The following is a 24,873-nucleotide window of genomic DNA, read 5'->3' as shown; positions in this document are numbered from 1 at the left end:
GCAGGACCCCTCGTCTAAGGTGCGGCCATGCGGCTGCTCCTGACGTCCGACACCCACCTGCCCAAGCGCGCCAAGCGGCTGCCCGACGCGCTGCTCGCCGAGATCCCCCGGGCCGATGCGGTCCTGCACGCCGGGGACTGGGTGGACACCGCGACCCTGGACCTGCTGGAGTCCACGGCGCGGCGGCTGATCGGGGTGTACGGCAACAACGACGGACCCGAGCTGCGGGCCCGGCTGCCGGAGGTGGCCCGCGCGGAGCTCGGCGGGCTCCGGTTCGGGGTGGTGCACGAGACGGGTGCGGCCCAGGGCCGGGAGCGGCGGTGCGCGCAGCGGTTCCCGGACCTGGACGTGCTGGTGTTCGGGCACAGCCACATCCCGTGGGACTCGGTGGCCCCCGGCGGTCTGCGGCTGCTGAATCCGGGGTCCCCGACCGACCGGCGACGCGAGCCGTACCGCACGTTCCTGACGGCGCGGGTGGAGGACGGGGAGCTGGCGGACGTCACGCTGCACCGGATTCCGCCGGGGTGAGGACGGACGGCCGGGCGCCCGTACGGCCGCCCCTCGCGACCGGCCCCTACGGTTCTCCGCGTAACTTTTCGGGGCCCGCGGCCTTCGGGGACCCGCCCCGGCGGAGCCGACCGCCGGGACGGGACACCCGCCGTCCACCCCCGCGTCAGTGCTGCACGCAGGCGTCGCCTTCGGCCGGGTTGAGCAGCCCGATGATGTCGAGCGTGTTGCCGCAGACGGCCACCGGCAGGTGGATGGGGACCTGGACGGTGTTGCCGGAGATGATCCCCGGGCTGCCCGTCGCCACGCCGTTGGAGCCGGAGTCGGCGACGGCGGCTCCGGTCGCGCCGGCGATGCCGGCGGCGACCAGAGAGGCGGCGGTCAGAGCTGTGCGGATACGCATGGTTGTCTCCCAAGGTGGGTTGAGTAGGAATATCCAGAAAATATGGAGATATACGACTCGCCCGTGGATTGCTGCCGGGGAGGGCGTGTCGCGGATCGGCCTCCCCGGGGCCCGTACGCCGCCTCACACCCCGGACCCGCACGCCACGCCGTCACCCGTCCGCCGCACACGCCCGAATGGCGGCACCGCGCCCCGGACCCGCCGTCGTCCCGGGGCCCGCGGCCGGTCCGGACCGGCACGCCACCTCGTCATCGGCGGGCACCGGGACGGCCGCGCGGCTCCCGCTCCGGACACGCCCCCGGCCCCGCCCCCAGCCGCGCCCGGGAACGTGACCCACACCCCACCCCCGCGCCCTGGACGGCATACCAACCAGTCGGCATGATCGTGCCCGTCCGACCCCGTCCCCCTTCTTCCGGAGGCGCACGATGAGTCACGGCACCCCTCTCTCGCCACCCGGCCTCGATCTGGAACGCCTGCGCGGGCACCTGGACCGGGAGCGCCCCGGGCTGGTGGGCGGGCCGCTCGCGGCGGAGCTGATCGAGGGCGGGCGGTCCAACCTCACGTTCCGGATCACCGACGGCACGGGCCGCTGGGTGCTGCGCCGGCCCCCGCTCGGGCACGTCCTGGCGACCGCGCACGACATGCGCCGCGAACACCGGGTCATCAGTGCCCTGCGGCCCACGGCGGTGCCGGTGCCGGGCGCGCTGCTGCTGTGCGAGGACGAGACGGTGATCGGGGCGCCCTTCTACGTCATGGAGCTGGTGCCGGGCACGCCGTACCGCACGTCGCGGCAGCTCGCCGCGCTGGGCCCCGCGCGGGTGCGCGCCGTCGTGCACACCCTCGTGGACACGCTGGTGGCGCTGCACGCGGTGGACCCGCGGGCGGTCGGGCTGGCCGACTTCGGCCGTCCGGACGGTTTCCTGGAACGCCAACTCGCCCGCTGGTCGAAGCAGTTGGCGGCCTCGCGCAGCCGCGACCTTCCGGGGATCGACGCGTTGCGGGAGAAGCTGGGCGCGTCGCTGCCCGCCTCTCCCGCGCCCGCCGTCGTACACGGTGACTACCGGCTGGACAACGTCCTGGTGGACGAGGACGACCGGATCACGGCGGTCCTGGACTGGGAGATGTCCACCCTCGGCGATCCGCTGACCGATCTCGGCCTGTTGGTGATGTACGGCGAGCAGGAGGACATTCCGTACACCCCACTCACCACCACGAGCGGCGCGCCGGGCCATCCGGAACCGGCCGAGCTGATCGAGCGGTACGCGGCCGGCTCCGGCCGGGACGTGCGGCACATCGCCTGGTACACCGCGTTCGCGTACTTCAAACTCGCCGTCATCCTGGAAGGCATCCACTACCGCTTCACGCTCGGGCGGACGCTGGGCGCGGGGTTCGACCGGATCGGCGAGCTGGTGCCCCGGTTCGTGGAGCGCGGCCTGGCCACCCTGTCGTCCCACGGGAAGGGTTGAGGAATCCATGGACTTCGCCTACGACGCCCGCACCCAGGAGCTGCGGAAGAGGCTGCTGGCCTTCATGGACGAGTGCGTGCACCCGGCCGAGGAGACGGCCCGCGCGCAGCGCGCCGCGCTCCCCTCCCCCTGGGACACCCCGCCGGTGGTGGAGGAACTGAAGGCCGAGGCCCGGGCGCGCGGCCTGTGGAACCTCTTCCTCCCGGATGCCGAGCACGGTGCCGGGCTGACCAACCTCCAGTACGCGCCGCTGGCCGAGATCACCGGGCACAGCCCGCAGTTGGCGCCCACGGCCGTCAACTGCGCGGCGCCCGACACCGGGAACATGGAACTGCTGGCCGAGTTCGGCGACGAGGACCAGAAACGCCGCTGGCTGACGCCCCTTCTGGCCGGCGAGATCCGGTCGGCGTTCGCCATGACCGAGCCCGACGTGGCCTCCTCGGACGCGACGAACATCCGGACGCGCATCGAGCGGCGCGGGGACACCTACGTCATCAACGGCCGCAAGTGGTACATCTCCGGCGCGATGCACCCGCGCTGCGAGATCTTCATCGTCATGGGCCAGACGGCCCCCGACGCCCCGGACGTCCGTCACCGGCAGTCCATGGTGCTGGTCCCCCACGACACCCCGGGCGTGACGATCCGGCGCGCGATGCGGGTCTACGGGTACGAGGACCACTACCACGGCGGGCACGCGGAGGTGGAGTTCACCGACGTCCGGGTGCCCGCGGCGCACCTGATCGGCGAGGAGGGCGGCGGATTCGCCATCGCCCAGGCCCGCCTGGGGCCCGGCCGCATCCACCACTGCATGCGCCTGATCGGCATGGCCGAGCGGGCGATCGAGCTGATGTGCCGTCGCGCGGTGAGCCGGACGGCGTTCGGGAAGCCGCTGGCGCGGCAGGGCGTGGTCCAGCAGTGGATCGCGGACGCGCGGGTCGCCGTCGAACAGCTCCGGCTGCTGGTGCTGAAGACCGCGTGGCTGATGGACACCGTCGGCAACAAGGGCGCCCACACCGAGATCCAGGCCATCAAGATCGCCACGCCGCGCACCGTCGTGGACATCCTCGACCGCGCCGTGCAACTCCACGGCGCCGGCGGCGTCAGCCAGGACTACCCGCTCGCCGAACTGTGGGCCGCCGCCCGCACCCTCCGCCTCGCCGACGGCCCGGACGAGGTCCATCAGCGGTCTCTGGCTCGGCGGGAGTTGAAGCGTTACCTGTGAGGCCGGTGCGTGGCGGGCCGCGTCGTCCGGGTGCGGCCCGCCGTGCACCGTTCGGGTGCGGCCCGCCGTGCACTGTCCGGGTGCGGCCCGCCGTGCACTCGTCATGGCCGCCATGCACTCGTCATGCTTACGGCCTGACGGAAGCGGGCCCGGCACAGCGGGGTCGACGGGCGCGGCCGGGGGCCCGGGGCCTTACGGCCTGACGGAGACGGGTCCGGCGCAGCAGGGACCGCGAGCGCGGCCAGGCGCCCGGGGTCTTACGGCCTGGCGGAGACGGGTCCGGCACAGCCGGAGCGGCCAGGCGGCCGGGATCTTACGGCCGCAGCGCCCGCATCAGCAGGTCCGCGAGGTGGTCCGCCACCTGGCGCGGGGTCAGCGGGCCGTCCGCGCGGTACCAGGAGCCCAGGTGGTGCACCGACCCGAAGTGGTAGTCCACGACGAGGTCGGCCGGGGTGTCGTCGCGGAACACCCCGGACCGCTGGCCCTCCTCCACCAGCGCCCGGAACCGCTCGTGGTAGCGGCGCCGCTCGGCCCGCACCTGCTTGTCCTTCTCGGGGGAGAGGTGGTGCATGGAGCGGAAGAAGATCTTCGTGTCGTCGAGGTTCTGGATCGTCGTCACCACGACGTCGGCGGCGGCGTCCCGCAGCCGCTGCTCCACGGGCGCGTCCGCCTGCGCGAACCGGTCCAGCCGCTCCTGCTGGAGCCGCAGGACGCGCCCGTAGACCTCGTGCAGCAGGTCCTCCTTGGAGCCGAAGTAGTGGTAGAGGGCGCCCTTGGTGACGCCCGCCGCCTCCACGATCTCCTGGACGGACGTGCGGTCGTAGCCCCGCTCCGCGAACAGCCGGGTGGCGGCGTCCAGCAGCCGCCGCGCCACCGGCCTGCCGCCCCCGCCGTTCGTCCTGCCGGCCATCGCCTTCACCTGTACCTCCGTACGCGTGCGGGTGGGTCAGGAGTGCCGCGCACGGTCGCGCAGCTCCCGTCGCAGGATCTTGCCACTCGCGGTCTTCGGCAGATCCGGCAGGATCTCCACCTGACGCGGGTACTTGTAGACGGCCAGCCGGTCCCGGCACCAGCCGGCCAGTTCCGCCGGGTCCGGCGCGGCCCCCGGGCGCAGGCTGACGTACGCCTTGACCGTTTCGCCCCGGTAGGCGTCCGGCACCCCGACCACCGCCGCCTCGCGCACGGCGGGGTGGGTGTACAGGACGTCCTCGACCTCGCGCGGCCACACCTTGAAGCCGGACGCGTTGATCATGTCCTTCTTGCGGTCGACGACGTACAGCCAGCCGTCGGTGTCCATGAAGCCGGTGTCGCCGGTGCGCAGTTCCCCGTCCGGCAGCCCTTCGGCGGTGGCGTCCGGGCGCCGCCAGTAGCCGGGGACGACCTGCGGGCCGCGCACCGCGATCTCGCCGTGCTCCCCGAACGGCACGTCCCGCCCGTTGTCGTCGATGATGCGGATCATCGTCTCGGGGCCGGGCACGCCGACCGCGAGCGTCCCGGAGGCCGGGTCCACCGGCGCCTCCTTCCCCGGGGGGACGCTGGCGCAGGGCGCGCTGCACTCCGTCAGGCCGTATCCGTTGTGCAGGTAGGGGCCGAACTCGGCGCGGAACCGCTCCACCAGGGCGGGCGGCACCGGGGCGCCCCCGGAGGCGATGGTCCGGAAGGACGCGAAGTGGTCGCGGCTCGCCTTGGGGTGGGCCATCAGCGCCATGAAGGCGGTGGACGGGCCGACGGTGTAGGCGGGGCGGTGCTCCAGGAAGGCGTCCAGGACCACGCCCGGCTCGAAGCGGTACGCCAGGGCGAGGGTGCCCGCGTTGGCCAGGCAGGAGCTGAACTCGGAGACCATGCCGGTGATGTGGAACAGCGGTGCCAGCACGAAGTACGTGGACCCGTCCGGCAGCCCGAGCCCCACCCGCTGCCGCTCGGCGTTGTGGGTGAGGTTGCCGAACGTGTTCATGGCGCCCTTGGGCCGGCCGCTGGTGCCGGAGGTGTAGCTGATGAGGGCGATGTCGTCGGCGGTGGGGAGGGGGGTAGCGGGGGGCTGGGCGGCGGGTGCCGTCGCGGCGGCGGCGCGGGCTACGGTGAGCAGGTCTTCGTCACCGGCCTGGGCGCGGGCGCCCTTCCTGGCTCTCGTTTCGTCTCGCGCTCCGGCGTTCGCGCCGGTCCTTGCCCCGGCGTTCGCTCCGGGGTGCGCGCCGGTCATCGTTCCGGGTCGCGCTCCGGCGTTCGCTTCGGTCTCCGTTTCGTCGTGCGTCCCGGCGTTCGCTCCGGGGTGCGCGCTGGTCCTCGTTCCGGGTCGCGCGCCGGCGTTCGCTTCGGTCTCCGTTTCGTCGTGCGCCCCGGCGTTCGATCCTGGGTGCGCGCCGGTCCTCGTCCCGGGTTGCGCTCCGGCGCCCGTTGTGTGCCGCGCGCCGGGGAACACCCGGGTGTCGTCGCGTGTCTGGAGCTCCCGTTCGTCCGTCGTCAGGGCGATCCGCACGGAGGGGACGCCGAACGCGGTCTCCCGCAGGAACGCGTCCCAGGTGTCCCGCGCGCAGATGACGGCGGTGGCCTCGGCGTCGGTGAGCAGGTGCGTCATCTCGCCCGACTTGTACATCGGGTTGGCCGGGACCACGATGCCGCCCGCCTTCCACACGCCGAGCACCGCGATCACGAACTGCGGGGTGTTCTGCAGCATCACCGCCGCCCGGTCCCCCCGGGCGAACCCCCGCGCGGCGAGGTGGGCTGCCAGCCCGTCGGAGAGGGCGTCGGTCTCCGCGTAGGTGAGGCGCCCGTCGAAGTAGGCCAGCGCGACGCGCTCCGGGGCGCGGCGCACGGCGTCCCGGAAGGCGTGCAGCACGGAGGGCGGCGGCTGGACGGGGGCCCGCTGGGCCTCGTTGAGCTGGGCGAGCCACGGCCTGTCCTGGTAGGTGGTCATCGGCGTGCGGCCTTCCTCTCCTGCGTGTCCTGCGTGTCGGGGGCAGCGGACGCGTGGGGCGTGCCGGGGGCGTCGGACGCGTCGGACGTGCCGGAGGCGTCAGCCGGGCCGGTGGTCGTCCCCAAGGCCGCTTCGAGTTGCTGCTGGAGGTTGTTGAGCCGTCCGAGCCACCGGTCGGGATCGGTGGCGCGGGCCGCGTAGAACCCGGCCACCTCGGGGTGCGGCAGTACCAGGAAGCGGCCTTCGGCCATCGCCGCGAAGAGCGCGTCGGCGACCGCGTCGGGCTCGACGGCGGTCGGAGCCAGGACCAGGTCGCCGATCGGCCCAGTGCCGGCCAGCATGTCGGTCCTGACGCCCTGCGGGCAGATGGCGTGCACCTCGACGCCCCGGTGGCGGTAGGTCACCGCGAGCCATTCGGCGAACGCGTACGCCGCGTGCTTGGAGACGCTGTACGGGGCGGAGCCGACCATGGTGAGCAGCCCGGCCGCCGAGACGGTGGACACGAACCGGCCCGCGCCCCGCTCCAGCCACTCCGGCAGCAGGTCGCGCGCCGCCCGTACGTGCGCCATCACGTTCACGTCCCACGTCCGCTCCCACACCTCCTCCGCCGCCTCCGGACCGCCGCTCGACGCGATCCCGGCGTTGGCGCAGAAGACGTCGATCGCGCCGCCCAGCGCCTCCCGGGCTGCGGGCACGACGGCCGAGGCGTCGCCGGGCACCGCGACCGCGCCGATCTCCTCGGCGGTGCGGCGCGCCTTCGCGGCGTCCAGGTCGTTGACCGCGACCCGCGCGCCGCCGGCCGCGAACCGGCGGGCCAGCGCCGCGCCGATCCCCCCGCCCGCGCCCGTCACGACCACGGCTTTGTCCCGTATGGATACGGCATCCACGGTGCGTCCCTCCGGTCCTCTCCAGCAGCCCTCGTCCGGCCCGGGCGGTGTCCGGTCCGGCCGTCCGTCCGGCGGCTTCGGACCACCCCGCGTCCCGGCCGCCGCCCGCTCAGCGCCCGGATCACCCGGATCGCCCGGCACGGCAGACTAACCAGTCGGTATGTCGGAGCGAAACCCCGCCGACGCCCGGTCGGGGGCGTTCCTGAGCGGCCCGGTGCGGGTTAGCGTGCGCACCGGAACGCGGACCCCGATCACGGAGGTGTGTGCGGCATGGCCTTGTCGAGACGGAAGCTCCTCACGGCGACGGCGACGGCGACCGTGACCGCTGCGACAGCGGTGACGGCGGCGGCAGGTCCCACCGCGGCGGCGCTCCCCGGGGACGCGCGCCCGGTGTCCCTGCCCGATGACGCGGCGCCGGTGGCCGGCCGTACCGGGCGGCGCGCCGTCCGTACCGGTTTCGACCGCCTGGCCGCCGACGGCTACCGCCTCCTGGACGGGCAGCGCGTCGGCGTCGTCACCAACCCGACCGGCGTCACCCGCGACGTCCGGCACATCGTGGACGTGCTGCACGCCGACGAGAGGGTGCGGCTGACGGCCGTGTTCGGCCCGGAACACGGTTTCCGGGGCACCGCCCAGGCGGGCGGTTCGGAGGGCGACCACAAAGACCCGGCGACCGGTCTGCCGGTGTACGACACGTACGGCAAGAGCGGCCGGGCGCTGGCGGACATCTTCACGAAGGCGGACGTGGACACGGTCGTCTTCGACATCCAGGACGTCGGCGCGCGCTTCTACACCTACATCTGGACCCTGTACGACTGCATGGTGGCGGCCGTCCTGGCGGGCAAACGCTTCGTCGTGCTCGACCGCCCCAATCCCGTCACCGGGCGCGGCGCCCACGGGCCGGTGCTGGACCGCTCCCAGGCGTCCGGCGTCGGGCGGGAACCGATCGCGCAGGCGCACGGCATGACGGTGGCCGAGCTGGCGCTGCTGTTCAACGACGAGTTCGTGCCGCGTGCGGCCGGGCGCGCCGTGGAACTGGAGACCGTCCGGATGAGCGGCTGGCGGCGCCGGGACTTCTTCGACGCGACGGGCCTGCCGTGGGTGCCCCCGAGCCCCAACATGCCCACGCCCGACACCGCCCTGGTCTACTCCGGCACCTGCCTGTTCGAGGGCACCAACCTCTCCGAGGGCCGAGGCACCACCCGGCCCTTCGAACTCCTCGGCGCGGAGGGCGTCGGCCGCGAATGGGCCGCCGCCGCGAACGCGCTCGGCCTGCCGGGCGTCCGCTTCCGGGAGGCGTACTTCGCGCCGTCGTTCTCCAAGTTCCAGGGCAAGACGATCGGTGGCGTGCAGCTCCACGTCCACGACCGGGAGGCGTTCGAACCGGTCCGCACCGGCATCGCGCTCCTGGTGACCGCCAAGCGCGTCTGGCGCGGCTTCGCCTGGCGGCCGGACCGCTGGATCGACAAGCTGACCGGTTCGACGTCGGTCCGCACGCTGATCGACGCGGGCGCGGAGCCGGATGAGGTGGTCGCCGCGTGGTGGGAGGGGCTGAGGGAGTTCCGGGCGGTGCGGTGGGGGTATCTGCGGTACGGGTGATGCGGGTGCGTGGTGTGGCGGGTGGGCTGCCTCGCGCCCGTTCCCTTACGTGGGACCGCCCGTTCCCTCGCACGGGACCGCCGGGGTGCTACGGCCTCCGGCCGGTCGGGGGTGCCGTGCCGATGAGTGCGGGTGGCCTTGTCTGTTTCGCAGTTCCTGGTGTGGGGGTGTTTCGCCTTCGGCGGGGTGGGGTTGTGGGGCGGACGCTTCGTTGTTTTTGGGGTCGGGGCCGCCCCGGGGTACCTCCTCGCGGCAGTTGCGCTTCCCCGACGTCATCTTGTGACGGGGCCGCCGCGCCCCAGTCCGCTGCGGGGGCACCCCGGGACGTCCCCTTCCGTCGGTTGTGCGTCCGCCCCTTTGTGGAGGGTGGAAAAGATTCGGGTCGGCCCGCCACAGGGTCCCTAGGGCAGATCGGCGGCCCGGCCTACACCCACCCAAGCTTTGCCGCCCGTACGCCGAGTTCCAGGCGGCTGGACGCGCCCGTGCGGGCGAGGAGGTCGGCCACCATCCGGCGCTCGGTGCGCACCGACACGCCCAGGGCGCGGGCCACGGCCTCGTCCTTGTCACCTCGGGCCAGCATCCGCAGCAGTTCCCGCTCCTGCGGGGCGGGGGCGTCCAAGGGTGGGGCGACCTCGGGGCCGTCCAGAGGTTCCGCGTCCTTCCAGTACGCCTCGAAGAGCGCCGTCAAGGCAGTGATCAACGGGGCGCTGCGCACTACGAGCGCGGACCGCTCCCCCGTATCGGTGTCGCACGGCAGGACCGCCGTGCCGCCGTCGACGACGAGCAGCCGCATCGGGAGGGTCGGGGCCAGCCGGACCTCGCTGCCGTAGGTGCGGATCTCCCTGACGTACGCGTGGGTGATCCGGTCCTTGGTGACGCTCTGCAAATAGACGCTACGGAACTTCACGCCCCGGCGCATGGCCTGCTCGTTCAGCGGCCGGCCGGCCCGGATGGCCTCGGTGGGCAGCGAGCCGCCGGGCAGGAAGGACAGCACCTCGTCGGTGCACTGGTTGGCCAGCGCCTCCAGGCGGGTGCGGATGGCGTCCAGGCCGCGCAGCACCTCACCCCCGCCGGAGCCGCCGTCGTCGGTGTGGGCGGCGTACTCGGTGGCGAGCAGACGCAGCGTCGCGCGGGTCTGGGCGAGGCGTTCCTGACGGAGCGCCAGTTCGTGCTGCTCGCGTTGCAGCATCATCTCCAGCCCGACTTCCGGGCTGACCGCCCGCACCAGGTCGGGCCGCTCCCAGGAGGGGCGCAGCATCCCCAACGCGGTGAGCCGCTCGATGGCGGACCGCACCCGCTCGGCCGTCGAACCGAGCCGGCCGGCCAGGCGGCCCGGGTCGTGTTCGTGGTGGAGCAGGATGGCCCGGTAGATGGCCAGGGCTTCGGCGTCCAGCACCGGGGGCTCGGTCATGGGGTCTGCGCCTCCTTCCCCGTCCGTCCCGGGAAGGCCCACGGCATCCCCGCGAGCGGCGGGGCGTCGTCCGGGTCCCCGGGCTTTCGGGGCGCGCTCCCGGCCACCGTGGGGCGGATCTTCCCGACAGGACGGGTCATGCTTCCACAGCATCCCCGCCCTCGCCCGGCCGGAATCGGACATCCGTTGGAATCCGTTTCGTGGGGCGTCTGGGAGGCGTCTGGGGGGCGTTCACCAGGCGTCGGCAGACGCCCGTCCGGCTGGTGGTCGCGGTGCGCTCCCTCCCTCGGCGAACGGGCTCGGCCGACCCCACCCGACGCCCCCTCCCCCGACGAACGAAGCACCCGGACCCGCCCGGCCAACGGACGTGACAGGAACGTGCATGGCATCCGGCTGCAACGCCATCGCTCTTACCTCACGCCCACCCCGGTGGTGTGCTTCCCGGGACGGCGCTCCCCGGCTTCCGGGCGGTGCCGGTCAGCCTTCAGGACGGCGCCGTTCGGTCCCCGGGCGGCGCCCCCCATTCCAGACAAGGGGATGTCATGTCAGCCCTCCGCGCCCGCATCGTCCGCTGTTCCGCCGCTACCGGCCTCGCCGCCACGCTCGCGATCGGCACGGGTTACGGGCCTACGGCGTGGTGGCAGGCATCGGGTTCGGCGGCGGCCCCCGGCAGGCACGTGCCCCGTACGGGGTGGGCGACGGGCCGTTCGGCACCACTACCGTCCGACGCATCCAACGCCTCTGGTGCCGCTCCGGCCGGGCTCGCCGGGACGACGGGCGGGCACCTCGTCCGCGCCAACGCCGTGGACTTCACCTGGCCGCACGCCGCCCAGTTCCCCGCCGTGCCGGATGCCGGGCGGTTCGGACGTGTTTGACCTGCCCGGCGAATCCGGCCGGAAAGTGGCCCTGGTGGTCGGCGGTTACGGCTCCGTGGGCCGGATCGTGTGCGGCCGGCTCGCCGAGGACGGCTACACCGTCGCCGTGGCCGGGCGGTCCGCCGAACGGGCCGGACTGTTCAGCACCCGGCTCGCCGGGGGCGCGCCGCGCTCCCTGCCGTACGTGGTGGATCTGGCCCGGTGGGAGAGCATCGACCGGGTCGTCGCGGACGTCGTGGGCGACTTCGGGCGGCTGGACGCCGTGGTGAACCTCGCGGTCGCCACCACGTCCCCCGGCCCGGACGCCGCCGAGTGGACCCGCGTGCTCGGCGTCAACGTGGCCGGCGCGTACCGGCTCGGCCAGGTCGCCCTGCGGACGATGCACGGCACCGGCCTCCCCGGCCGCCTCGTGCTGCTCACCCCCGCCACCCCGGCCGCCGCCCCCGGCGACGGCGCGCGCCCGATCTCCCGGGCGTGCGCAACGGGCGTCATCACGCTCGTGGAGGAGTGGGCGGCCCGCTCGCCCGGCGGCGCGGTGACCGTCAACGCGGTGGTACCACGGGCGGGGGCCGACGCCTCCGGCGTGGCGACGGCCGTGCAGCTCCTCCTCCGCCCGGAGGCACGGCACGTCAGCGGGCATTCGATCGTGGTGAACGGGTCGGCCGCGGCGGGCGAGTGAGCGAGCGGTTTCGCCGCGACGGACGAGTTACGCGATGGACGAGTCGGTGGTGCTGCCGCGACGGGCCGGTGTGCGGTGTCGCCGCGGTGGCGAACGAGCCGTACGGCCGACGGACGGTCGCGGCGGACGAGCCACCAGTAGGGCGCGCAGGACCGATGAAGGGCACCGCGTCGCCGGCCGGTTGGCCCGCACGCATGGCGTGCCCCTGTCGCGGAGGCGCAAGACCGAGAGGAACCGGCGTGCAAGCTCCCCCCTGTCCCCCGCCCCCCTTCCGTGTGCTCCGCCCGCCACGTCCGGCACCCTCCGCGGTGACGACCCCAGTGGCGGCACCGCCCCCAGGAACAGTGCCGCGGACGTTGACGGGACCACCTCCCGGAACGGCGTCCGGCACGCCGCACCCCTCCCTCGGCACGGCCGTGTGGGGCTACCGCGGCTTCCACCTGGTCCGGGACCACCCTCTGCGGCGGCTCGTCCTCCCGACGGCGGGCGCCACGCTGGTGGTGCTCCTCTCCGGGGACGTGCGGCTGACCGGGACCGGGGGCGGCGCACCGTCCGCCTCCTTCACCTCCCTGTTCGCCGGTCCGCGCAGCGAGGCCCTGGTGTACGAGCACGGCGGGCGGCTGCACGGCGTGCAGGTGGCGCTCGCTCCGTGGGCCGCGTACACCCTCCTCGGTACGGCCGTGGACCACCTGGCCAACGCGGTCGTGGACGCGCGGACGGTGCTCGGCGACCGCGTCGGGCAGTTGGCCCGTGCGCTGCGGGCCGCCCCGTCCTGGCCGGGCCGGTTCGGGGTGCTCGACCGTGCGCTGGGGGCGTGGCTGGCGTGCGGCCCGGCCCCGGCGCCCCCGGTGGCACTGGCCTGGAGGCGTCTGGCCGCCTGCGCGGGGGCGGTGTCCGTGGCGGGGCTGGCGGGTGACATCGGCTGGTGCCAGAGCCAGTTGGAACGCCGCTTCCGTGAACAAGTGGGCCTCACGCCCAAGACCGTGGCCAGGGTGTTGCGGCTGCAACGCGGGGTGCGACTGCTCGCGGCCGGACACACCGCGGCCGAGGCAGCGTCGGAGGCCGGCTATCACGACCAGTCCCACCTGAGCCGGGAATTCAAGGCGATGACCGGGTATCCCCCGCGCCGTCTGCTCTCCTCTCGCGGCGCGCCCTTCTCCCGTACGTACGCGGCCCAGGACGCCGACGGCCCCCTCTTCGGCTACGCCTTTCCTTGCTGAGCCGCCCCGCCGTTCCGTTTCCCAACGGAGCACGGACTCCCAACAGATCACGGACTCCCAACGAACAATCCGGTTTTTTACAAGACCACCGCCCGCCGCGTCGACAAAACTATTGCCCGTCGGAAGCACTCGGGGCGAATCGAACTCGAAGCCCCCGAACACCCGCGTCCGCGACAGGAATCACAGGGACCGAAAGCCTAAGGGACCCCGAAAGACGGCACTACTCGGGTAACCCGACGAACCAGAACCGCACAACAAGTCAGGAACCACCTACCAGAAATCACCCACCAAGAAACAAAGGAGTCCCCATGTTCAAGAAGCTGGAGCGTCTCGGTAGCGGCCTGCTGGAGCGGTTCGCGCCCAAGGTCGAAGCCGCCGCCTGTGGCTGGAACTGCTGGAACGACTGCTGGCAGTGCGCCCACTCCGCGTGCAAGGTGAACACCTGCACCGGTCAGCTCGTCTGTCTCTCGGGCCGCTGCTGAGTCCGTCGGTATCTCGTTCGGAATTCCGGTGCGGCGGCCGTGCCAGGCTCGGTCGCCGCACCGGCGATCCGTAACGCGCACAAGCACATGAGCACAGACCGCCATCCGCGAACCGCGCACCGGCAACCCGTCACGGGACCCCTGCCGGGAAAGACGGCAGAACCGGAAGGAGGAAACCCCGTGACCCACGCCCTGACGATCCTGGGAATCCAGTGGCTGCTCGGCACGGTGTTCCTGATATCCGCGGTGAGCAAAATGGCCGGACGGCAGGCATTCGCCGCCTTCGCCGATTCGGTGCGCGCCATGGCGAACATGCCCGCACGCGCACGTTCCGCGCGTCCGGTGTCCGTGGCCGTGGTGACGGCGGAATGCGCGGTCTGCGCCCTGTTCGCGGTCTCGGGTCTGCTCTCCCTGTACGGCCGCGTTTCCTCGTCCCAGTCATCCGCGACCGCCGCCCGCCTCGCGACATCGGCGGGCGCCGCGCTGGCCGCCACGCTGCTCGTAGCGTTCGCCATCGCGATCGTCCGTACCGTGCGGCGGGGCGCACGCACCCCGTGCCGCTGTTTCGGCGCCTCGGCCGCCCCGCTCGGGCCCCGGCACGTCGTACGCAACGCCGTGCTCGCGGGCCTCGCCGTCTACGGCGCGGTCCTCCCGGTCTCCGGCGCGCCGCTGCCGTACGTCCCGCTCGCGCACACCGCCGTGGCCGCCATGGCGGGCCTGCTGCTGGGCGGTTTGGCCGCCCTCCTCGACGAACTCGTCGCGCTCTTCCGCCCCCTCCGGTCCTCCGGGACCGCCTGACACCTCACGGAGCTCCCATGCCCGTCCTCGTCCCCGTCGTCGTGCTCGTCGGAGTGCTCGGCGCGGTGAACCTCGTCCTCGCGCTCGGCATCGTCAAGCGCCTGCGCGAACACGGCGAACTGCTCGCCAACGGCAACACGGCCGTGAACTCGTACACCATCAACGTCGGTGAGTCCGTGGGCGCGTTCCGGGCGACCACGGTGGACGGCGAACCGGTGACCCAGCGGCTCGCCCCGGACGACGAGACCCTCACCCCGGGCGACACGCTCGTCGCGATCCTCTCCCCCACCTGTGGGCCCTGCAAGGAGAAGCTGCCGAAGCTGCTGGACTACATCGCGTACCACGGCATCCCCCGCGAACAGGTGCTGGCCGCCGTGGTCGGCGACCCGGACGAGGCCACCGCCTTCGTCGACGCCCTGCGTCCGTCGGCCCGCGTCGTGGTGGAGGAGAGCGACGGCGCCTTGAGCACCGCGTTCCAGGTCAAGGCCTTCCCGACGCTGCTGCGGGTGTCCTCGGACGGCTCGGGCGGGGCCGTCGTCACCGACAACGACGTACGGCTGGGAGTGCCGGCCACCGCGGCGGCGTGAGGCGGGCCCGCGCCGGACTGCGGCGCTTCGTCCCCACCAGGCCGCGGCGCCTCGTCCCCGCCGGACTGCGGCGCCTCGTCCCCGCGTACGCGCTGGCCGGCCGGTCCGCGCCGCGCGCCCTGGCCGGTTACGCGCTGCTGACGCCGGCGGCCGGGCTCCTCCCGGTGACGGCCGCCTGGCTGACGAAACTCCTGCTGGACCGCCTCGTGAAGAGCGCCCCCACCGCCGAACTCCTGGCGTTCGGTGCGGGGCTGGCCCTGTGCGGCGTGCTCGCCGGAGCCCTCCCCCACCTGACGGTCTACCTCCGCTCGGAACTGGAGCGCGCGGTGGCGCTGCGCGCCCAGGACCGCCTGTTCGCCGCCGTGGACGCCTTCACCGGGCTGCGCCGGTTCGAGGACCCGGTGTTCCTGGACCGGCTGCGGCTCGCCCAGCAGGCGGGGCGGATGTCCCCCAACCAGGCGGTGGACGGCACGCTGGGGGTCCTGCGGTCCGCCGTCACCGTCGGCGGGTTCCTCGGTTCGCTGCTCGTGCTCGGTCCGTGGATGGCGTTGCTGGTGCTGGCGTCGGCGGTGCCGGTCCTGCTCGCGGAGGTCGCGCTGTCCCGGCGGCGGGCCCGGATGTTCTGGGACATTGGCCCGGCCGAGCGCCGCGAGACCTTCTACAGCGAGCTGCTGACGAGCGCGGCGGCGGCCAAGGAGGTACGGCTGTTCGGCATCGGGGGTTTCCTGCGCGCCCGGATGCTGGCGGAGCGCCGTACGGCCAACGCCGCGCGGCGCGCCGTGGACCGGCGCGAGGTCCGTGTGCAGACCGCGCTGGCGCTGCTGGCGGCCGTGGTGTCCGGCGCGGGCCTGATGTGGGCGGTGCGCGCGGCGCAGGGCGGCGGGCTGTCGGTCGGTGACGTCATGGTGTTCGTCGCGGCGGTCGCCGGGGTGCAGAGCGCCCTGGCGGCGATGGCGGGCGAGGTCGCGCGCTCGCACGAGGCGCTGCTGATGTTCGACCACTACGTGGCGGTGACGACGGCGGGTCCCGATCTGCCGCTTCCGCCCCGGCCCGCCGCACTGCCGCCGCTGCGCACCGGCATCGAGTTCCGCGACGTGTGGTTCCGCTACTCCCCCGACCACCCCTGGGCCCTGCGCGGCCTGGACCTCTTCGTCCCGCACGGCGCGGCGCTCGCCGTCGTCGGCCGCAACGGCGCCGGCAAGTCCACCCTCGTCAAACTCCTCTGCCGGTTGTACGACCCCACGCGGGGCGCCATCTACTGGGACGGCGTGGACCTGCGCGACATCCCCGCCGCCGCGCTGCGCGCCCGCGTCGGCGCGGTCTTCCAGGACTACATGACCTACGACCTGACGGCCGCCGAGAACATCGCCCTCGGCGACCTCACCGCCCTCGACGACCGGCCGCGCCTGCGCGCCGCCGCCGAACGCGCCGGCGTGCACGCCCGGATCAGCGCGCTCCCCCGCGCCTACGACACGCTGCTGTCCCGCACGTTCCCCGCCGACCCGGACGAGCCGGGCGCGGGCGTGGAACTCTCCGGCGGCCAGTGGCAGCGCCTCGCCCTCGCCCGCGCCTTCCTCCGCGACAAACGGGACCTGATGATCCTCGACGAGCCCTCGGCCGGACTCGACGCCCACGCCGAGCACGAGATCCACGCCTCGCTCCGCCGCCACCGCGCCGGGCGCACCAGCGTGCTGATCTCCCACCGTCTCGGTTCGGTCCGCGACGCCGACCTGATCGTGGTGCTCGACGGCGGACGCGTCCGCGAACGCGGCGACCACGCCTCGCTGCTGGCCCTCGACGGCGAGTACGCCCGGCTGTTCGCCCTTCAGGCCATCGGCTATCAGGAGGCGCCGCCGCGCCGGGCGGACGGGGACCACGGTGACGCGTCGTCGCCGGGGCGCCCGTCTCAGGACGACGCGTCACCGGCGCGCCCGGCCCAGGACCACACGCCACCGGCGCGCCCGGCCCAGGTGGTGCGGCCATGAGCCCCGCACGCGCCGGGGTCGCCCCCGGTCCCGGGCCGGTGCTGCCGGACCCGCGCGCCGCGCTTCGTCGCCGTCGGCGGTCCCGGCTGCTCCGAGGCGGACCGCTGCTCGCCACCGGGGTGTTGTGGGGCGGTGCGGGCGCGCTCGGGGCGGCGTACGGGGCAGGGTGGGCCGCCCTGTGCGCCGTACCGGCGCTCGTTCTGACCCTCGGCCTGGCCACGGTCGCACTCGTGGGGCGGGCGCTGGCGGTGGTGACCGTCCGAGGGCGCAGCATGGAGCCCGGCTTCCGGGACGGCGATCGGGTCCTCGTACGACGACGGGGGCGGCCTCGGGCCGGACAGGTCGTGGTCGTCGAGAACACCACGGCCACGGTCGTCGAAGGGGACGTGGTTCCCGACGGGGACGTGGTGCGCGAAGGGGACGTGGTTCCTGAAGGGGACGTGGCCGTCGGAGACATCCCGGCCGCCGATGGCACCCCGGCCGCCGGAGGCATCCCGCCCGCCGGGAAAGGCGGCGCGCCCCCACCGCTCCCGTCCCTCGCCGGGCCCGGAGCGGTGTCCGCCCGCCGGTGGATCATCAAACGCGTGGCCGCGGCCCCCGGCGACCCGGTCCCCCGGGCATCGGTGCCCGCCCTGGCCACCGCTCCTGAAGAGCGCGTCCCGCCCGGCCGATTGGTGCTGCTCGGCGACAACCCGGGGGCGAGCCTGGACTCACGCCAGTACGGCTACTTCCCGATCGCCCGCGTCCTGGGCACCGTCCCGAGCGCCCCTCGCGCGCCCCACATCCCCCGCGCCCGGGAGGACGGGTGACCGGCCGAAGGACGGGCCCGCCCCCGGGCGCCCGCCGCGGTCACCCGGCCTGGAGCCGCCGCACCAGGGCCGGGGCGCTCCAGTTCCGGTGGCCGTCGGCGCGCAGGCCGTCGAGGTCGTTCGCGTAGGCCTCCAGCGGGGTGCTGTCCACACCGGCCTCGCGGGAGGCGGTGAGGATGTTGAGGATGCCGGCGCCCAGGACGTCCAGACCCTGGACGATGTTCGGTTCGGCGCCGGATTCCCGGTCGGCGTCCACCTCGGCGGCCAGTACGGGCATGAGCCGGCTGATGTTCGTCAGCCAGGGAACGAGCAGTTCGGTGAAGCCCGCCGCGCTGCCGCCCTTGCGGGAGGTGGCCATGGCCACCGCGTGGTGGAAGCCCTGGAGCATCTGGAAGTGGCCGCTGAGCAGCGCCAGGTCGTACAGGGACGCCAACCCGATGTCGGTTCCGAGGTACTTCGGCGCGCCGAGCACTTCCAGCACCTCCCGGTGCGCCTGGAAGACCTGCTCCGGGCCGCTGTAGAGGATGAACGCCTCGGGAGTGCCCAGTGTGGTCGGTATCGCCATGATGCCGCCGTCCAAGTACTCCACCCCGTTCCGGGCGGCCCACTCGGCCATCTCGTCGGCCTGCGCGGGGGTGCCGTTGGTGAGGTTGACGAGGGTCTTGCCGCGCAGTTGGCCGGCCACCGGGTCGAGGGTCCGGTGCACGGTGTCGTAGTCCAGCAGGCACGCCACCACCAGCGGCCCGGCGGCGACCGCGTCGGCCACCGAGTCGGCCCGTACCGCGCCCTTCGCCACCAGTTCGTCGGCCTTGGAGGCGGTCCGGTTCCACACCGTGGTGGGTCGCCCTGCGGCGAGGAAGGCCGCGGCGATCGGCCGGCCCATCTCACCCAGGCCGAGCAGGGTCACCGGTGTTTGGCTGCTCACGTGAACACTCCTGTCTGTGACGCTTCTTGAAGTCGGTCCGTATGTTCGTCCTCACCTTTCGCCAGGGCCACAAAGGGGTCAAGTACGTACATCAAAGTCACCACTTACCCCCGTGTAAGCCGTCCGGGGCCCGGATGACGTCGCCGTGAGCGGCGGCTGCCGGCGGTGAGCCGAGTCCGCCCGGGCCCACCGGGACGCGCGTCCTGCCGCCACGCGGCCACGTTCAGGCCGGGCGCGCGGGCACATCAACCGCCCACAGGCGCATCGCCGGGTTCCGCCAAGAAGGGCCGCACCAGCGAGAGCAAGGCCCCCGGGCGGTCGAGCGGGATGATGTGGCCGCAGTCCTCGACGACCCGGCCGACCAGGTCGTCCGCGAAGGGCCGGAGCTGGCGTTCGAGCGCGGTGCCGACCGGATGGGCGCCGATCGCGAGGGTGGGCACCGTGAGCCGTCCGGCGTCAACGGCCTCCTGGATCCGCCGGGCGCTACGCGGCAGCGCGCGGTAGTACGCGAAGGCGCAGCGCAGGGCGTCCCGTCCGGTGTAGGCGCGGACGAAGGCGTCGCGGATGTCGGGCCTCACTCCCCGGCCGCGCGTGCCGACGGAGAGGAACCAGTCGACGTACTCCGCCTCGTGCCCCGTCAGAACGGACTCGGCGAGGCCGGGCACGGCGTGGAAGCCGAACCACCAGGGCGGCCCGCCGGCGAGAAAGTCCTCGGCCCCTGGCAACGTGCCCAGCAGGGACTCCATCAGCACCAGCCGCCGGACGAGGCCGGGCCGGCGCATGGCGAGCAGGAAGGCCGGCGGGGTGCCCGCGTCGATCCCGACCACCGCCGCCGAGGTCTCCCCGAGCGCGTGCAGCAGGGCTTCGGCGTCGGCGGCCAGGCTCCCGGCGTCGTACCCGTCCGCCGCCCGCGTGCTGGCACCGAACCCGCGCAGGTCCGGCGCGATGACCCGGTGGCGGTCGGCGAGGCCGTCCAGAACCTCGCTCCAGACCTGCCAGGTGTGCGGGAAACCGTGCAACAGGAGCACGGCGGGCCCGGTACCGGCGAGCGCGACGTTGAGCCTGATGCCGTTGACGTCGATGTGGCGCAGCTCTACGTCAGCCGTGCCGGTGGCGGGCTGCTCAATGTGAGGCGGATCCACGCGGGGCGATTCGACGCGAGGCGATCCGACGCGGGGCGATTCGTCACGAGGCGATGCGACGCGAGGCGATCCGTCACGAGGCGATTCGTCACGAGGCGATTCGATGCCGTACGGCTGACGCGACGCGGCATCAGCGGTGTCGGCGGCGTCGGCGCCGGGCGGCTCGTCGCCAGGCGCGGCGATGTGGGCGGTGACGGACACGGAGCCTCCGAGAGCGGCTAGGCAGTAACCAATGGTGACAACCACACGCTAGGTAACTACCGTGAAGGCTCCAAGACCGTACTTTCCTTTCAGGTGGTGAGCTCCAGGTGACCTCCCGACCGGCACGTGCCCCCGAAGGTGCGCGCGGCGATCTCTTCGATCCGCTGTGCCCAACCCGTCGCCTACTGGACCGGATCGGCACGAAATGGACGTCCATGGCCGTGAAGGTGCTGGCCGAGGCGGCGCCGGAGGAACTGCGGTTCGCCGCGTTGCAGCGCCGGATGCCCGGCGTCTCGCAGAAGATGCTCTCCACGACGCTGCGGAACCTGGTCCGCGACGGCCTGGTCGAGCGCCGGGTAGAGCCGACCGTGCCGCCGCGCGTGCACTACCGGCTGACGGCCCTGGGCCTGTCGCTGGACGGGCCGCTGGCCGCGGTCCGGGCGTGGGCCGAGGAGCACATGGCGGAGATCGACCGCGCCAACCGACTCAGCGACGAACGGGCGGAGGAGGACTGACACCGGGGCCCTCGCCGCCTCGCGGCCCTACGGACTTGCAGCCTTGCGGCCTTCCTCCTGCCCGTCCCCCCACGTTCATCGCCCTCCCTCCCCCCGCAGGAAATCCCGCCCTCACCGCTGGGAATCCGCCAACAACTTCAACGCCAGGTCCTTCAGCTCCTGACTGGCCTCCGCCGCGTTGCCGGAATCGAACGGCGGGCGCGGGTCGTACTCGACGGCGAGCTGGATCGCCTTCGCCGTCGTGTCCCCGGCGATCAGCGAGGCCAGGTAGAGGGACATGTCCAGCCCCGCCGACACCCCCGCCGCAGTAATGATCTTCCCGGAGCGGACCCAGCGCTCCGGCACGTACGTCACGTCGAAGTGCGTCCGCAGGTACTCGGCCGAGGCCCAGTACGTCGTCGCCCGCTGCCCGTCCAGCAGCCCGGCCGCGGCCAGGACGAGCGACCCGGTGCACACCGAAGTCGTCCAGCGGCTGTGCCGGTGGATGTGGCGGATCCATCCCCGCAGCGTCTGGCTCTCCATCGCCGCGATCGTGCCGCGGTTGCCCGCGCCGGGGACGAGCAGCACGTCCAGCCGGTCGACGTCGGCGAGCGCCCGCTCGGCCAGCACCGCCACGTCCCCCGTGTCCGTACGGACCGGGCCCCGCCGCTCGGCGACCATCGTGACGTTGGCACCCGGCAGGCGGGACAGCACCTCGGCGGGGCCGGTGGGGTCCAGCAGGCTGTAGCCGTCGTACAGCAGGATGCCGATCTCCAGGTTGCCGCCCCGGCCCCTGCCCGGTCGCTCGGCGTGCGCGGGGGTGGCCTGGGCGAGCCCGGCGGCGGTGAGCGCGGCGGTGGCGGCGGTGCCGCGCAGCACGGCCCGCCGCGTCGCCGCCCGGCGAACGGCGGCCCCCGACATCGTGGGCGTCTCGTGCGGCGTTTTGTGCGGCATCTCGTGCGGCGTCTTGTGGATTCTCATGCCACGGAAGTGTCGTGACCCGTCCCCGTCCGCGCCCGCGGCATGTCCGGCATCCTGCGAATCCTGTCCCCGCTCATGCCGTAGTGGTCCACGAACGCCTGCCGCAGCGTCTGCGCCGACCGGAAGCCGCACCGGCGGGCGATGGCGGCCAGCGGCAACGCGCTGGAGCGCACCAGGTGCGCCGCCGCCTCCGTACGGGCGACCCGGACGGCCCGGGAGGGGGTGGTGCCCAGGTGCGCGCCGAACAGCCGCGTCAGGTGACGGGCGCTCACCCCGGCGCGGGCCGCCAGCGCCGCGGGGGTCAGGTCCTCGGCCAGGTGACCGGCGATGTATCCGGTGAGGTCCCGCACCAGCCGGTCCCCGGGTGGCGGGGCGGCCAGGAACATGCTGATCTGCGCCTGATCCGCCGGCCGGTGCAGATACGAGACGAGTTCCCGGGCGACGGCGCGGGCCAGCGTCGGCCCGTGGTCGTCCTCGATCAGCGACAGGGTCAGGTCGAGCGCGCTGGTGACCCCGGCGGAGGTGTAGACGTCGCCGTCGCGGATGTAGATCGGTCCCACGTCCACGGCCACGTCCGGGTGGCGGGCGGCCAGCCGTTCGCCGTGCCGCCAGTGCGTGGTCACCCGCCGGTGGTCCAGCAGTCCGGCGGCGGCGAGCACGTACGTGCCCGTGCACACGGACGCGATCCGCCGGCTGCGCGCGGCCAGGCGCCGCACCTGCTCCAGCAGCCGCCCGTCCGCCGCCGCGTCCTCCGCCCCGGCGCCACCCACCACGAACAACGTGTCCAGCCGCCCGGTCACCGCCTCCAGCCCGCGCCCCGCACCGAGCACGATCCCCGTCGAACTCCGCGCCGCGCGCCGCCCCAAGGTGCCCAACTCGACATCGTACGGCGGTTTCGCGCCGTGCCGGTTGGCCATGTCCAGGGCGCCACTGGGACAGGCGATGTCGAGGATCTGCGCGTCGTCGTACGCCACGATCAGCATCCGCCGCTGACGGTCCATGGGCCGATCCCATCACGCGGGGCTCGTGGCCGGACGGCGGGGGTGGACCCCTCCCCCACGTCCATGACCTCGCAGGTAATGGCCCCGCTCCCCCTTCGCCCGGCACCATCTCCTCGTCACCCCGATTCCGGCCCCGCCGCGTCACCCAAGGAGCTACGGCCATGTCCACGACCGCCCCTACTCCCACCCCCACTTCCACCCGCGCCGCCGTCGACGAACTCCTGCGCCGCATCGGCGAGGGCGACCCCGAGCGCATCGCGGAGCTGTACGCCGACCCCTGCGACTGGAAGCTCAACTGGGAGGAGGACGCCTACGACAGCCCCGCCGTCCCGTGGATCCGCCCCCGCTCCACCCGCGCCGACGCCGCCGACCACTACCGCCAACTGGCCGCGCACCACGTACCGGAGAAGGTGGGCACCGAGATCGAACGCGTCCTCGTGGACGGCCCCCACGCCGTCATCCTCGGCGAGATCCGCCAGACCGCCCGCCCCACGGGCCACTCCTACCGCGCCCGCTTCGCCCTGCACCTCACGTTCGAGAACGGGCTGATCACCCGCCACCACGTCTACGAGGACAGCCTCGCGGTGATACGGGCCTTCACGACGGAGTAACCGGACGACGACCACGGAGCGGGCCGCGCGGAACCCGTGGCCCCTCGGAAGCGAAGGCCCCGTCCCACCCACCGAAATTCCGTTGCCCGCCCGGCAGTCGCTTGCGAAGCTTCCGGCCATGCATGACGACGACAGCCCCAGCGGCACCGGTACCGGCACCGCGCAGAGCGTGGCCGCCCTCTTCTCCCACGGGCGGCTGACCGCGATCCCGCGCAAGACGGCCCGCCGCGAGCAGGTGCTCACCCACCTGGCGGAGACCCTGTTCGAACGGGACCGGACCTACAACGAGCGCGAGGTGAACGAGGCGCTGCACACGGTGCACGACGACGCCGCGGCACTGCGCCGCTACCTGGTCATCGGCGGCATGCTGACCCGCACGCGCGACGGCAGCAGCTACCACCGGGCCCGATAACCGGCCACGGCGCTGCCCACATCCCGCGCGGACTTCCCCATCCGCTCCGGAACTGGCGCGGACTTCCCCCATCCGCTCCGGGACCGTGCCGAAGACCCACCCGATTCCCGGTGTCCCGCTCGCCCGGCGGACCCTAGGCTGACGCCGCACGGTGTCCAAGCGGGTCCGGCCCCACGGCCGAGGAAACCTCGGGGCGTACGGGCGGGACCTGGTCCGGGAGGCACGGCCCAGGAACGCAGGAGGACTGCGCATGACAGCCATCGAGCACCGCTTCGTCGAGGTCAACGGCATCCGGCTGCACATCGCCGAGCAGGGGCAGGGACCGCTGGTCGTGCTGCTGCACGGCTTTCCCGAGTGCTGGTATTCGTGGCGGCACCAGTTCGCGCCGCTGGTGGCCGCCGGTTACCGGGTCGTGGCGCCCGACCAGCGCGGCTACGCCCGCAGCGACCGGCCCAAGGACCCCGCGTCCTACACCATCCACCACCTCACCGGCGATCTCATCGGCCTCATCCACGCACTCGGCGAGGAACGCGCGGTGGTCGTCGGGCACGACTGGGGAGCGCCGGTCGCCTGGTGGGCGGCGCGGTTCCGGCCCGACGTGGTGCGCGGCGTCGTCGGGCTGAGCGTGCCGCCTTCGCCGAGGGGGCCGCTGCCGATGGCGGAGGGCCTCCGGCAGGCGCTCGGCGACCGCTTCTACTTCGTCTACTTCCAGGAGCCGGGCCGGGCCGACGCGGAACTGGCCCAGGACATCCGCACCACCTTCCGCCGGCTGCTGGCCGGACACCCGCAGGTGAAGCCCGCCCCGGGGGCGGCGCCGACGTGGATGATCCCGGAAGGCGGCACCCTCCTCGACTCGCTCGCGGACCCTGACCGGTTGCCGGACTGGCTGACCGAGGCGGACATCGACGCCATGGTCGCGGAGTACGCCCCGCACGGCGCCGAGGCGTTCACCGGCGGCCTCAACTGGTACCGCTCCACCGGCCTGACCTGGGAACTGACCGCCGCCTTCGACGACGGCCCGCCGATCTCCGTACCCGCCATGTACCTGGCGGGCGAACAGGACCTCGTCATCGGCATGCCCGGCGTGCGGCAACTGCTCGACGAAGGGCTCCCGCACATCGCACCCCGGCTGTTCCGCAGCGCCCTGCTGCCGGACTGCGGCCACTGGACGCAGCAGGAAAAGCCGGACGAGGTGAACGAGGCGCTGCTGGCGTTCTTGGGGAGCATCAAGGACTGAGGCGGGCGAACAGGGCGGCCGGGCT

At 73.5% G+C, this 24,873-nt stretch carries 25 protein-coding genes; 16 read left to right on the top strand and 9 right to left on the bottom strand.

The window, feature by feature from the left end; genetic code table 11:
• The first annotated feature begins 27 nt into the window (after positions 1-27).
• A complete protein-coding gene (locus tag ABZX96_RS26940; protein WP_355549349.1) occupies positions 28-528 on the top strand; it encodes a metallophosphoesterase in 501 nt (166 codons plus the stop codon).
• Between the two features lie 145 nt (positions 529-673).
• Here ABZX96_RS26940 and ABZX96_RS26935 read toward each other — a convergent pair whose 3' ends face one another.
• Positions 674-910: a chaplin gene (locus ABZX96_RS26935; RefSeq protein WP_355549347.1), complete on the bottom strand. Its 237-nt coding sequence runs from the start codon at positions 908-910 to the stop codon at positions 674-676.
• Between the two features lie 425 nt (positions 911-1,335).
• Here ABZX96_RS26935 and ABZX96_RS26930 point away from each other — a divergent pair, with 425 nt between their 5' ends.
• Both ABZX96_RS26930 and ABZX96_RS26925 read left to right on the top strand, forming a co-directional pair.
• Positions 1,336-2,376, top strand: a complete 1,041-nt coding sequence (locus ABZX96_RS26930; protein WP_355549345.1) for a phosphotransferase family protein — start codon at positions 1,336-1,338, stop codon at positions 2,374-2,376.
• A 7-nt stretch (positions 2,377-2,383) separates the two neighbouring features.
• On the top strand, positions 2,384-3,598 hold the full coding sequence (locus ABZX96_RS26925; protein WP_355549343.1) for an acyl-CoA dehydrogenase family protein: 1,215 nt from the start codon (positions 2,384-2,386) through the stop codon (positions 3,596-3,598).
• A 313-nt stretch (positions 3,599-3,911) separates the two neighbouring features.
• Here ABZX96_RS26925 and ABZX96_RS26920 read toward each other — a convergent pair whose 3' ends face one another.
• The 3 genes from ABZX96_RS26920 to ABZX96_RS26910 are packed head-to-tail and all read right to left on the bottom strand — an operon-like array spanning position 3,912 to position 7,399.
• On the bottom strand, positions 3,912-4,508 hold the full coding sequence (locus ABZX96_RS26920) for a TetR/AcrR family transcriptional regulator (protein ID WP_355549342.1): 597 nt from the start codon (positions 4,506-4,508) through the stop codon (positions 3,912-3,914).
• A 36-nt stretch (positions 4,509-4,544) separates the two neighbouring features.
• Positions 4,545-6,512, bottom strand: coding sequence for an AMP-binding protein (locus tag ABZX96_RS26915; RefSeq protein ID WP_355549340.1), 1,968 nt, complete (start codon positions 6,510-6,512; stop codon positions 4,545-4,547).
• Positions 6,509-7,399 (bottom strand): SDR family NAD(P)-dependent oxidoreductase, encoded by an 891-nt coding sequence (locus tag ABZX96_RS26910; protein WP_355549338.1) that lies wholly within the window; start codon positions 7,397-7,399, stop codon positions 6,509-6,511. Before ABZX96_RS26910 ends, ABZX96_RS26915 begins: the two co-directional genes overlap by 4 nt.
• A gap of 270 nt (positions 7,400-7,669) precedes the next feature.
• Here ABZX96_RS26910 and ABZX96_RS26905 point away from each other — a divergent pair, with 270 nt between their 5' ends.
• Complete coding sequence (locus tag ABZX96_RS26905) at positions 7,670-8,998, top strand: DUF1343 domain-containing protein (protein WP_355549336.1); 1,329 nt, start codon at positions 7,670-7,672, stop codon at positions 8,996-8,998.
• Between the two features lie 424 nt (positions 8,999-9,422).
• Here ABZX96_RS26905 and ABZX96_RS26900 read toward each other — a convergent pair whose 3' ends face one another.
• Entirely contained in the window at positions 9,423-10,409 is a 987-nt protein-coding gene (locus tag ABZX96_RS26900; RefSeq protein ID WP_355549334.1) for a helix-turn-helix transcriptional regulator, read from the bottom strand.
• 542 nt (positions 10,410-10,951) lie between these two features.
• Here ABZX96_RS26900 and ABZX96_RS26895 point away from each other — a divergent pair.
• From ABZX96_RS26895 to ABZX96_RS26860, 8 genes are all read left to right on the top strand, one after another.
• On the top strand, positions 10,952-11,284 hold the full coding sequence (locus ABZX96_RS26895; protein WP_355549332.1) for a hypothetical protein: 333 nt from the start codon (positions 10,952-10,954) through the stop codon (positions 11,282-11,284).
• A complete protein-coding gene (locus tag ABZX96_RS26890; RefSeq protein ID WP_355549330.1) occupies positions 11,277-11,963 on the top strand; it encodes an SDR family NAD(P)-dependent oxidoreductase in 687 nt (228 codons plus the stop codon). The genes ABZX96_RS26895 and ABZX96_RS26890 overlap by 8 nt, the downstream gene beginning before the upstream one ends.
• Before the next feature lie 356 nt (positions 11,964-12,319).
• A complete protein-coding gene (locus ABZX96_RS26885) occupies positions 12,320-13,183 on the top strand; it encodes a helix-turn-helix domain-containing protein (protein ID WP_355549328.1) in 864 nt (287 codons plus the stop codon).
• A gap of 308 nt (positions 13,184-13,491) precedes the next feature.
• Positions 13,492-13,665, top strand: a complete 174-nt coding sequence (locus ABZX96_RS26880; protein WP_355549326.1) for a hypothetical protein — start codon at positions 13,492-13,494, stop codon at positions 13,663-13,665.
• Positions 13,666-13,845: 180 nt separating this feature from the next.
• A complete protein-coding gene (locus tag ABZX96_RS26875; RefSeq protein ID WP_355549324.1) occupies positions 13,846-14,463 on the top strand; it encodes a MauE/DoxX family redox-associated membrane protein in 618 nt (205 codons plus the stop codon).
• A gap of 17 nt (positions 14,464-14,480) precedes the next feature.
• Complete coding sequence (locus ABZX96_RS26870; protein WP_355549322.1) at positions 14,481-15,050, top strand: hypothetical protein; 570 nt, start codon at positions 14,481-14,483, stop codon at positions 15,048-15,050.
• A complete protein-coding gene (locus ABZX96_RS26865) occupies positions 15,047-17,035 on the top strand; it encodes an ABC transporter ATP-binding protein (RefSeq protein ID WP_355549321.1) in 1,989 nt (662 codons plus the stop codon). Before ABZX96_RS26870 ends, ABZX96_RS26865 begins: the two co-directional genes overlap by 4 nt.
• The gene (locus ABZX96_RS26860) at positions 17,032-17,844 is read left to right on the top strand and encodes a S26 family signal peptidase (RefSeq protein WP_355549319.1); all 813 of its coding nucleotides are present in this window, start codon (positions 17,032-17,034) and stop codon (positions 17,842-17,844) included. Before ABZX96_RS26865 ends, ABZX96_RS26860 begins: the two co-directional genes overlap by 4 nt.
• A 40-nt stretch (positions 17,845-17,884) precedes the next feature.
• On the opposite strand, the gene ABZX96_RS26855 is transcribed toward ABZX96_RS26860, so the two are convergent.
• Both ABZX96_RS26855 and ABZX96_RS26850 read right to left on the bottom strand, forming a co-directional pair.
• Positions 17,885-18,769, bottom strand: a complete 885-nt coding sequence (locus ABZX96_RS26855; RefSeq protein WP_355549318.1) for an NAD(P)-binding domain-containing protein — start codon at positions 18,767-18,769, stop codon at positions 17,885-17,887.
• A gap of 245 nt (positions 18,770-19,014) precedes the next feature.
• Positions 19,015-19,911, bottom strand: coding sequence for an alpha/beta hydrolase (locus ABZX96_RS26850; RefSeq protein WP_355549316.1), 897 nt, complete (start codon positions 19,909-19,911; stop codon positions 19,015-19,017).
• 308 nt (positions 19,912-20,219) lie between these two features.
• On the opposite strand from ABZX96_RS26850, the gene ABZX96_RS26845 reads away from it, so the two are divergent.
• Entirely contained in the window at positions 20,220-20,627 is a 408-nt protein-coding gene (locus ABZX96_RS26845; RefSeq protein ID WP_355549314.1) for a helix-turn-helix domain-containing protein, read from the top strand.
• A 111-nt stretch (positions 20,628-20,738) separates the two neighbouring features.
• Here ABZX96_RS26845 and ABZX96_RS26840 read toward each other — a convergent pair whose 3' ends face one another.
• The gene (locus ABZX96_RS26840) at positions 20,739-21,527 is read right to left on the bottom strand and encodes a DJ-1/PfpI family protein (RefSeq protein ID WP_355549372.1); all 789 of its coding nucleotides are present in this window, start codon (positions 21,525-21,527) and stop codon (positions 20,739-20,741) included.
• 56 nt (positions 21,528-21,583) lie between these two features.
• Positions 21,584-22,588 (bottom strand): DJ-1/PfpI family protein, encoded by a 1,005-nt coding sequence (locus ABZX96_RS26835; RefSeq protein ID WP_355549312.1) that lies wholly within the window; start codon positions 22,586-22,588, stop codon positions 21,584-21,586.
• Between the two features lie 161 nt (positions 22,589-22,749).
• On the opposite strand from ABZX96_RS26835, the gene ABZX96_RS26830 reads away from it, so the two are divergent.
• The 3 genes from ABZX96_RS26830 to ABZX96_RS26820 all read left to right on the top strand — a co-directional run bounded on the left by ABZX96_RS26830 (position 22,750) and on the right by ABZX96_RS26820 (position 24,848).
• On the top strand, positions 22,750-23,199 hold the full coding sequence (locus ABZX96_RS26830; RefSeq protein ID WP_355549310.1) for a nuclear transport factor 2 family protein: 450 nt from the start codon (positions 22,750-22,752) through the stop codon (positions 23,197-23,199).
• Positions 23,200-23,317: 118 nt separating this feature from the next.
• Positions 23,318-23,611 carry a DUF2087 domain-containing protein gene (locus ABZX96_RS26825; RefSeq protein WP_355549308.1) on the top strand — a complete coding sequence of 98 codons (294 nt, stop codon included), beginning with the start codon at positions 23,318-23,320 and terminating at the stop codon, positions 23,609-23,611.
• Positions 23,612-23,861: 250 nt separating this feature from the next.
• A complete protein-coding gene (locus ABZX96_RS26820; RefSeq protein ID WP_355549306.1) occupies positions 23,862-24,848 on the top strand; it encodes an alpha/beta hydrolase in 987 nt (328 codons plus the stop codon).
• Positions 24,849-24,873 lie beyond the last annotated feature (25 nt).

This window comes from Streptomyces sp. NPDC003077, from assembly GCF_040611095.1.
Classification (GTDB): domain Bacteria; phylum Actinomycetota; class Actinomycetes; order Streptomycetales; family Streptomycetaceae; genus Streptomyces.
The sequence above is the reverse complement of the archived record's forward strand: the minus strand, read 5'-3'. Positions and strand labels throughout refer to the sequence as shown.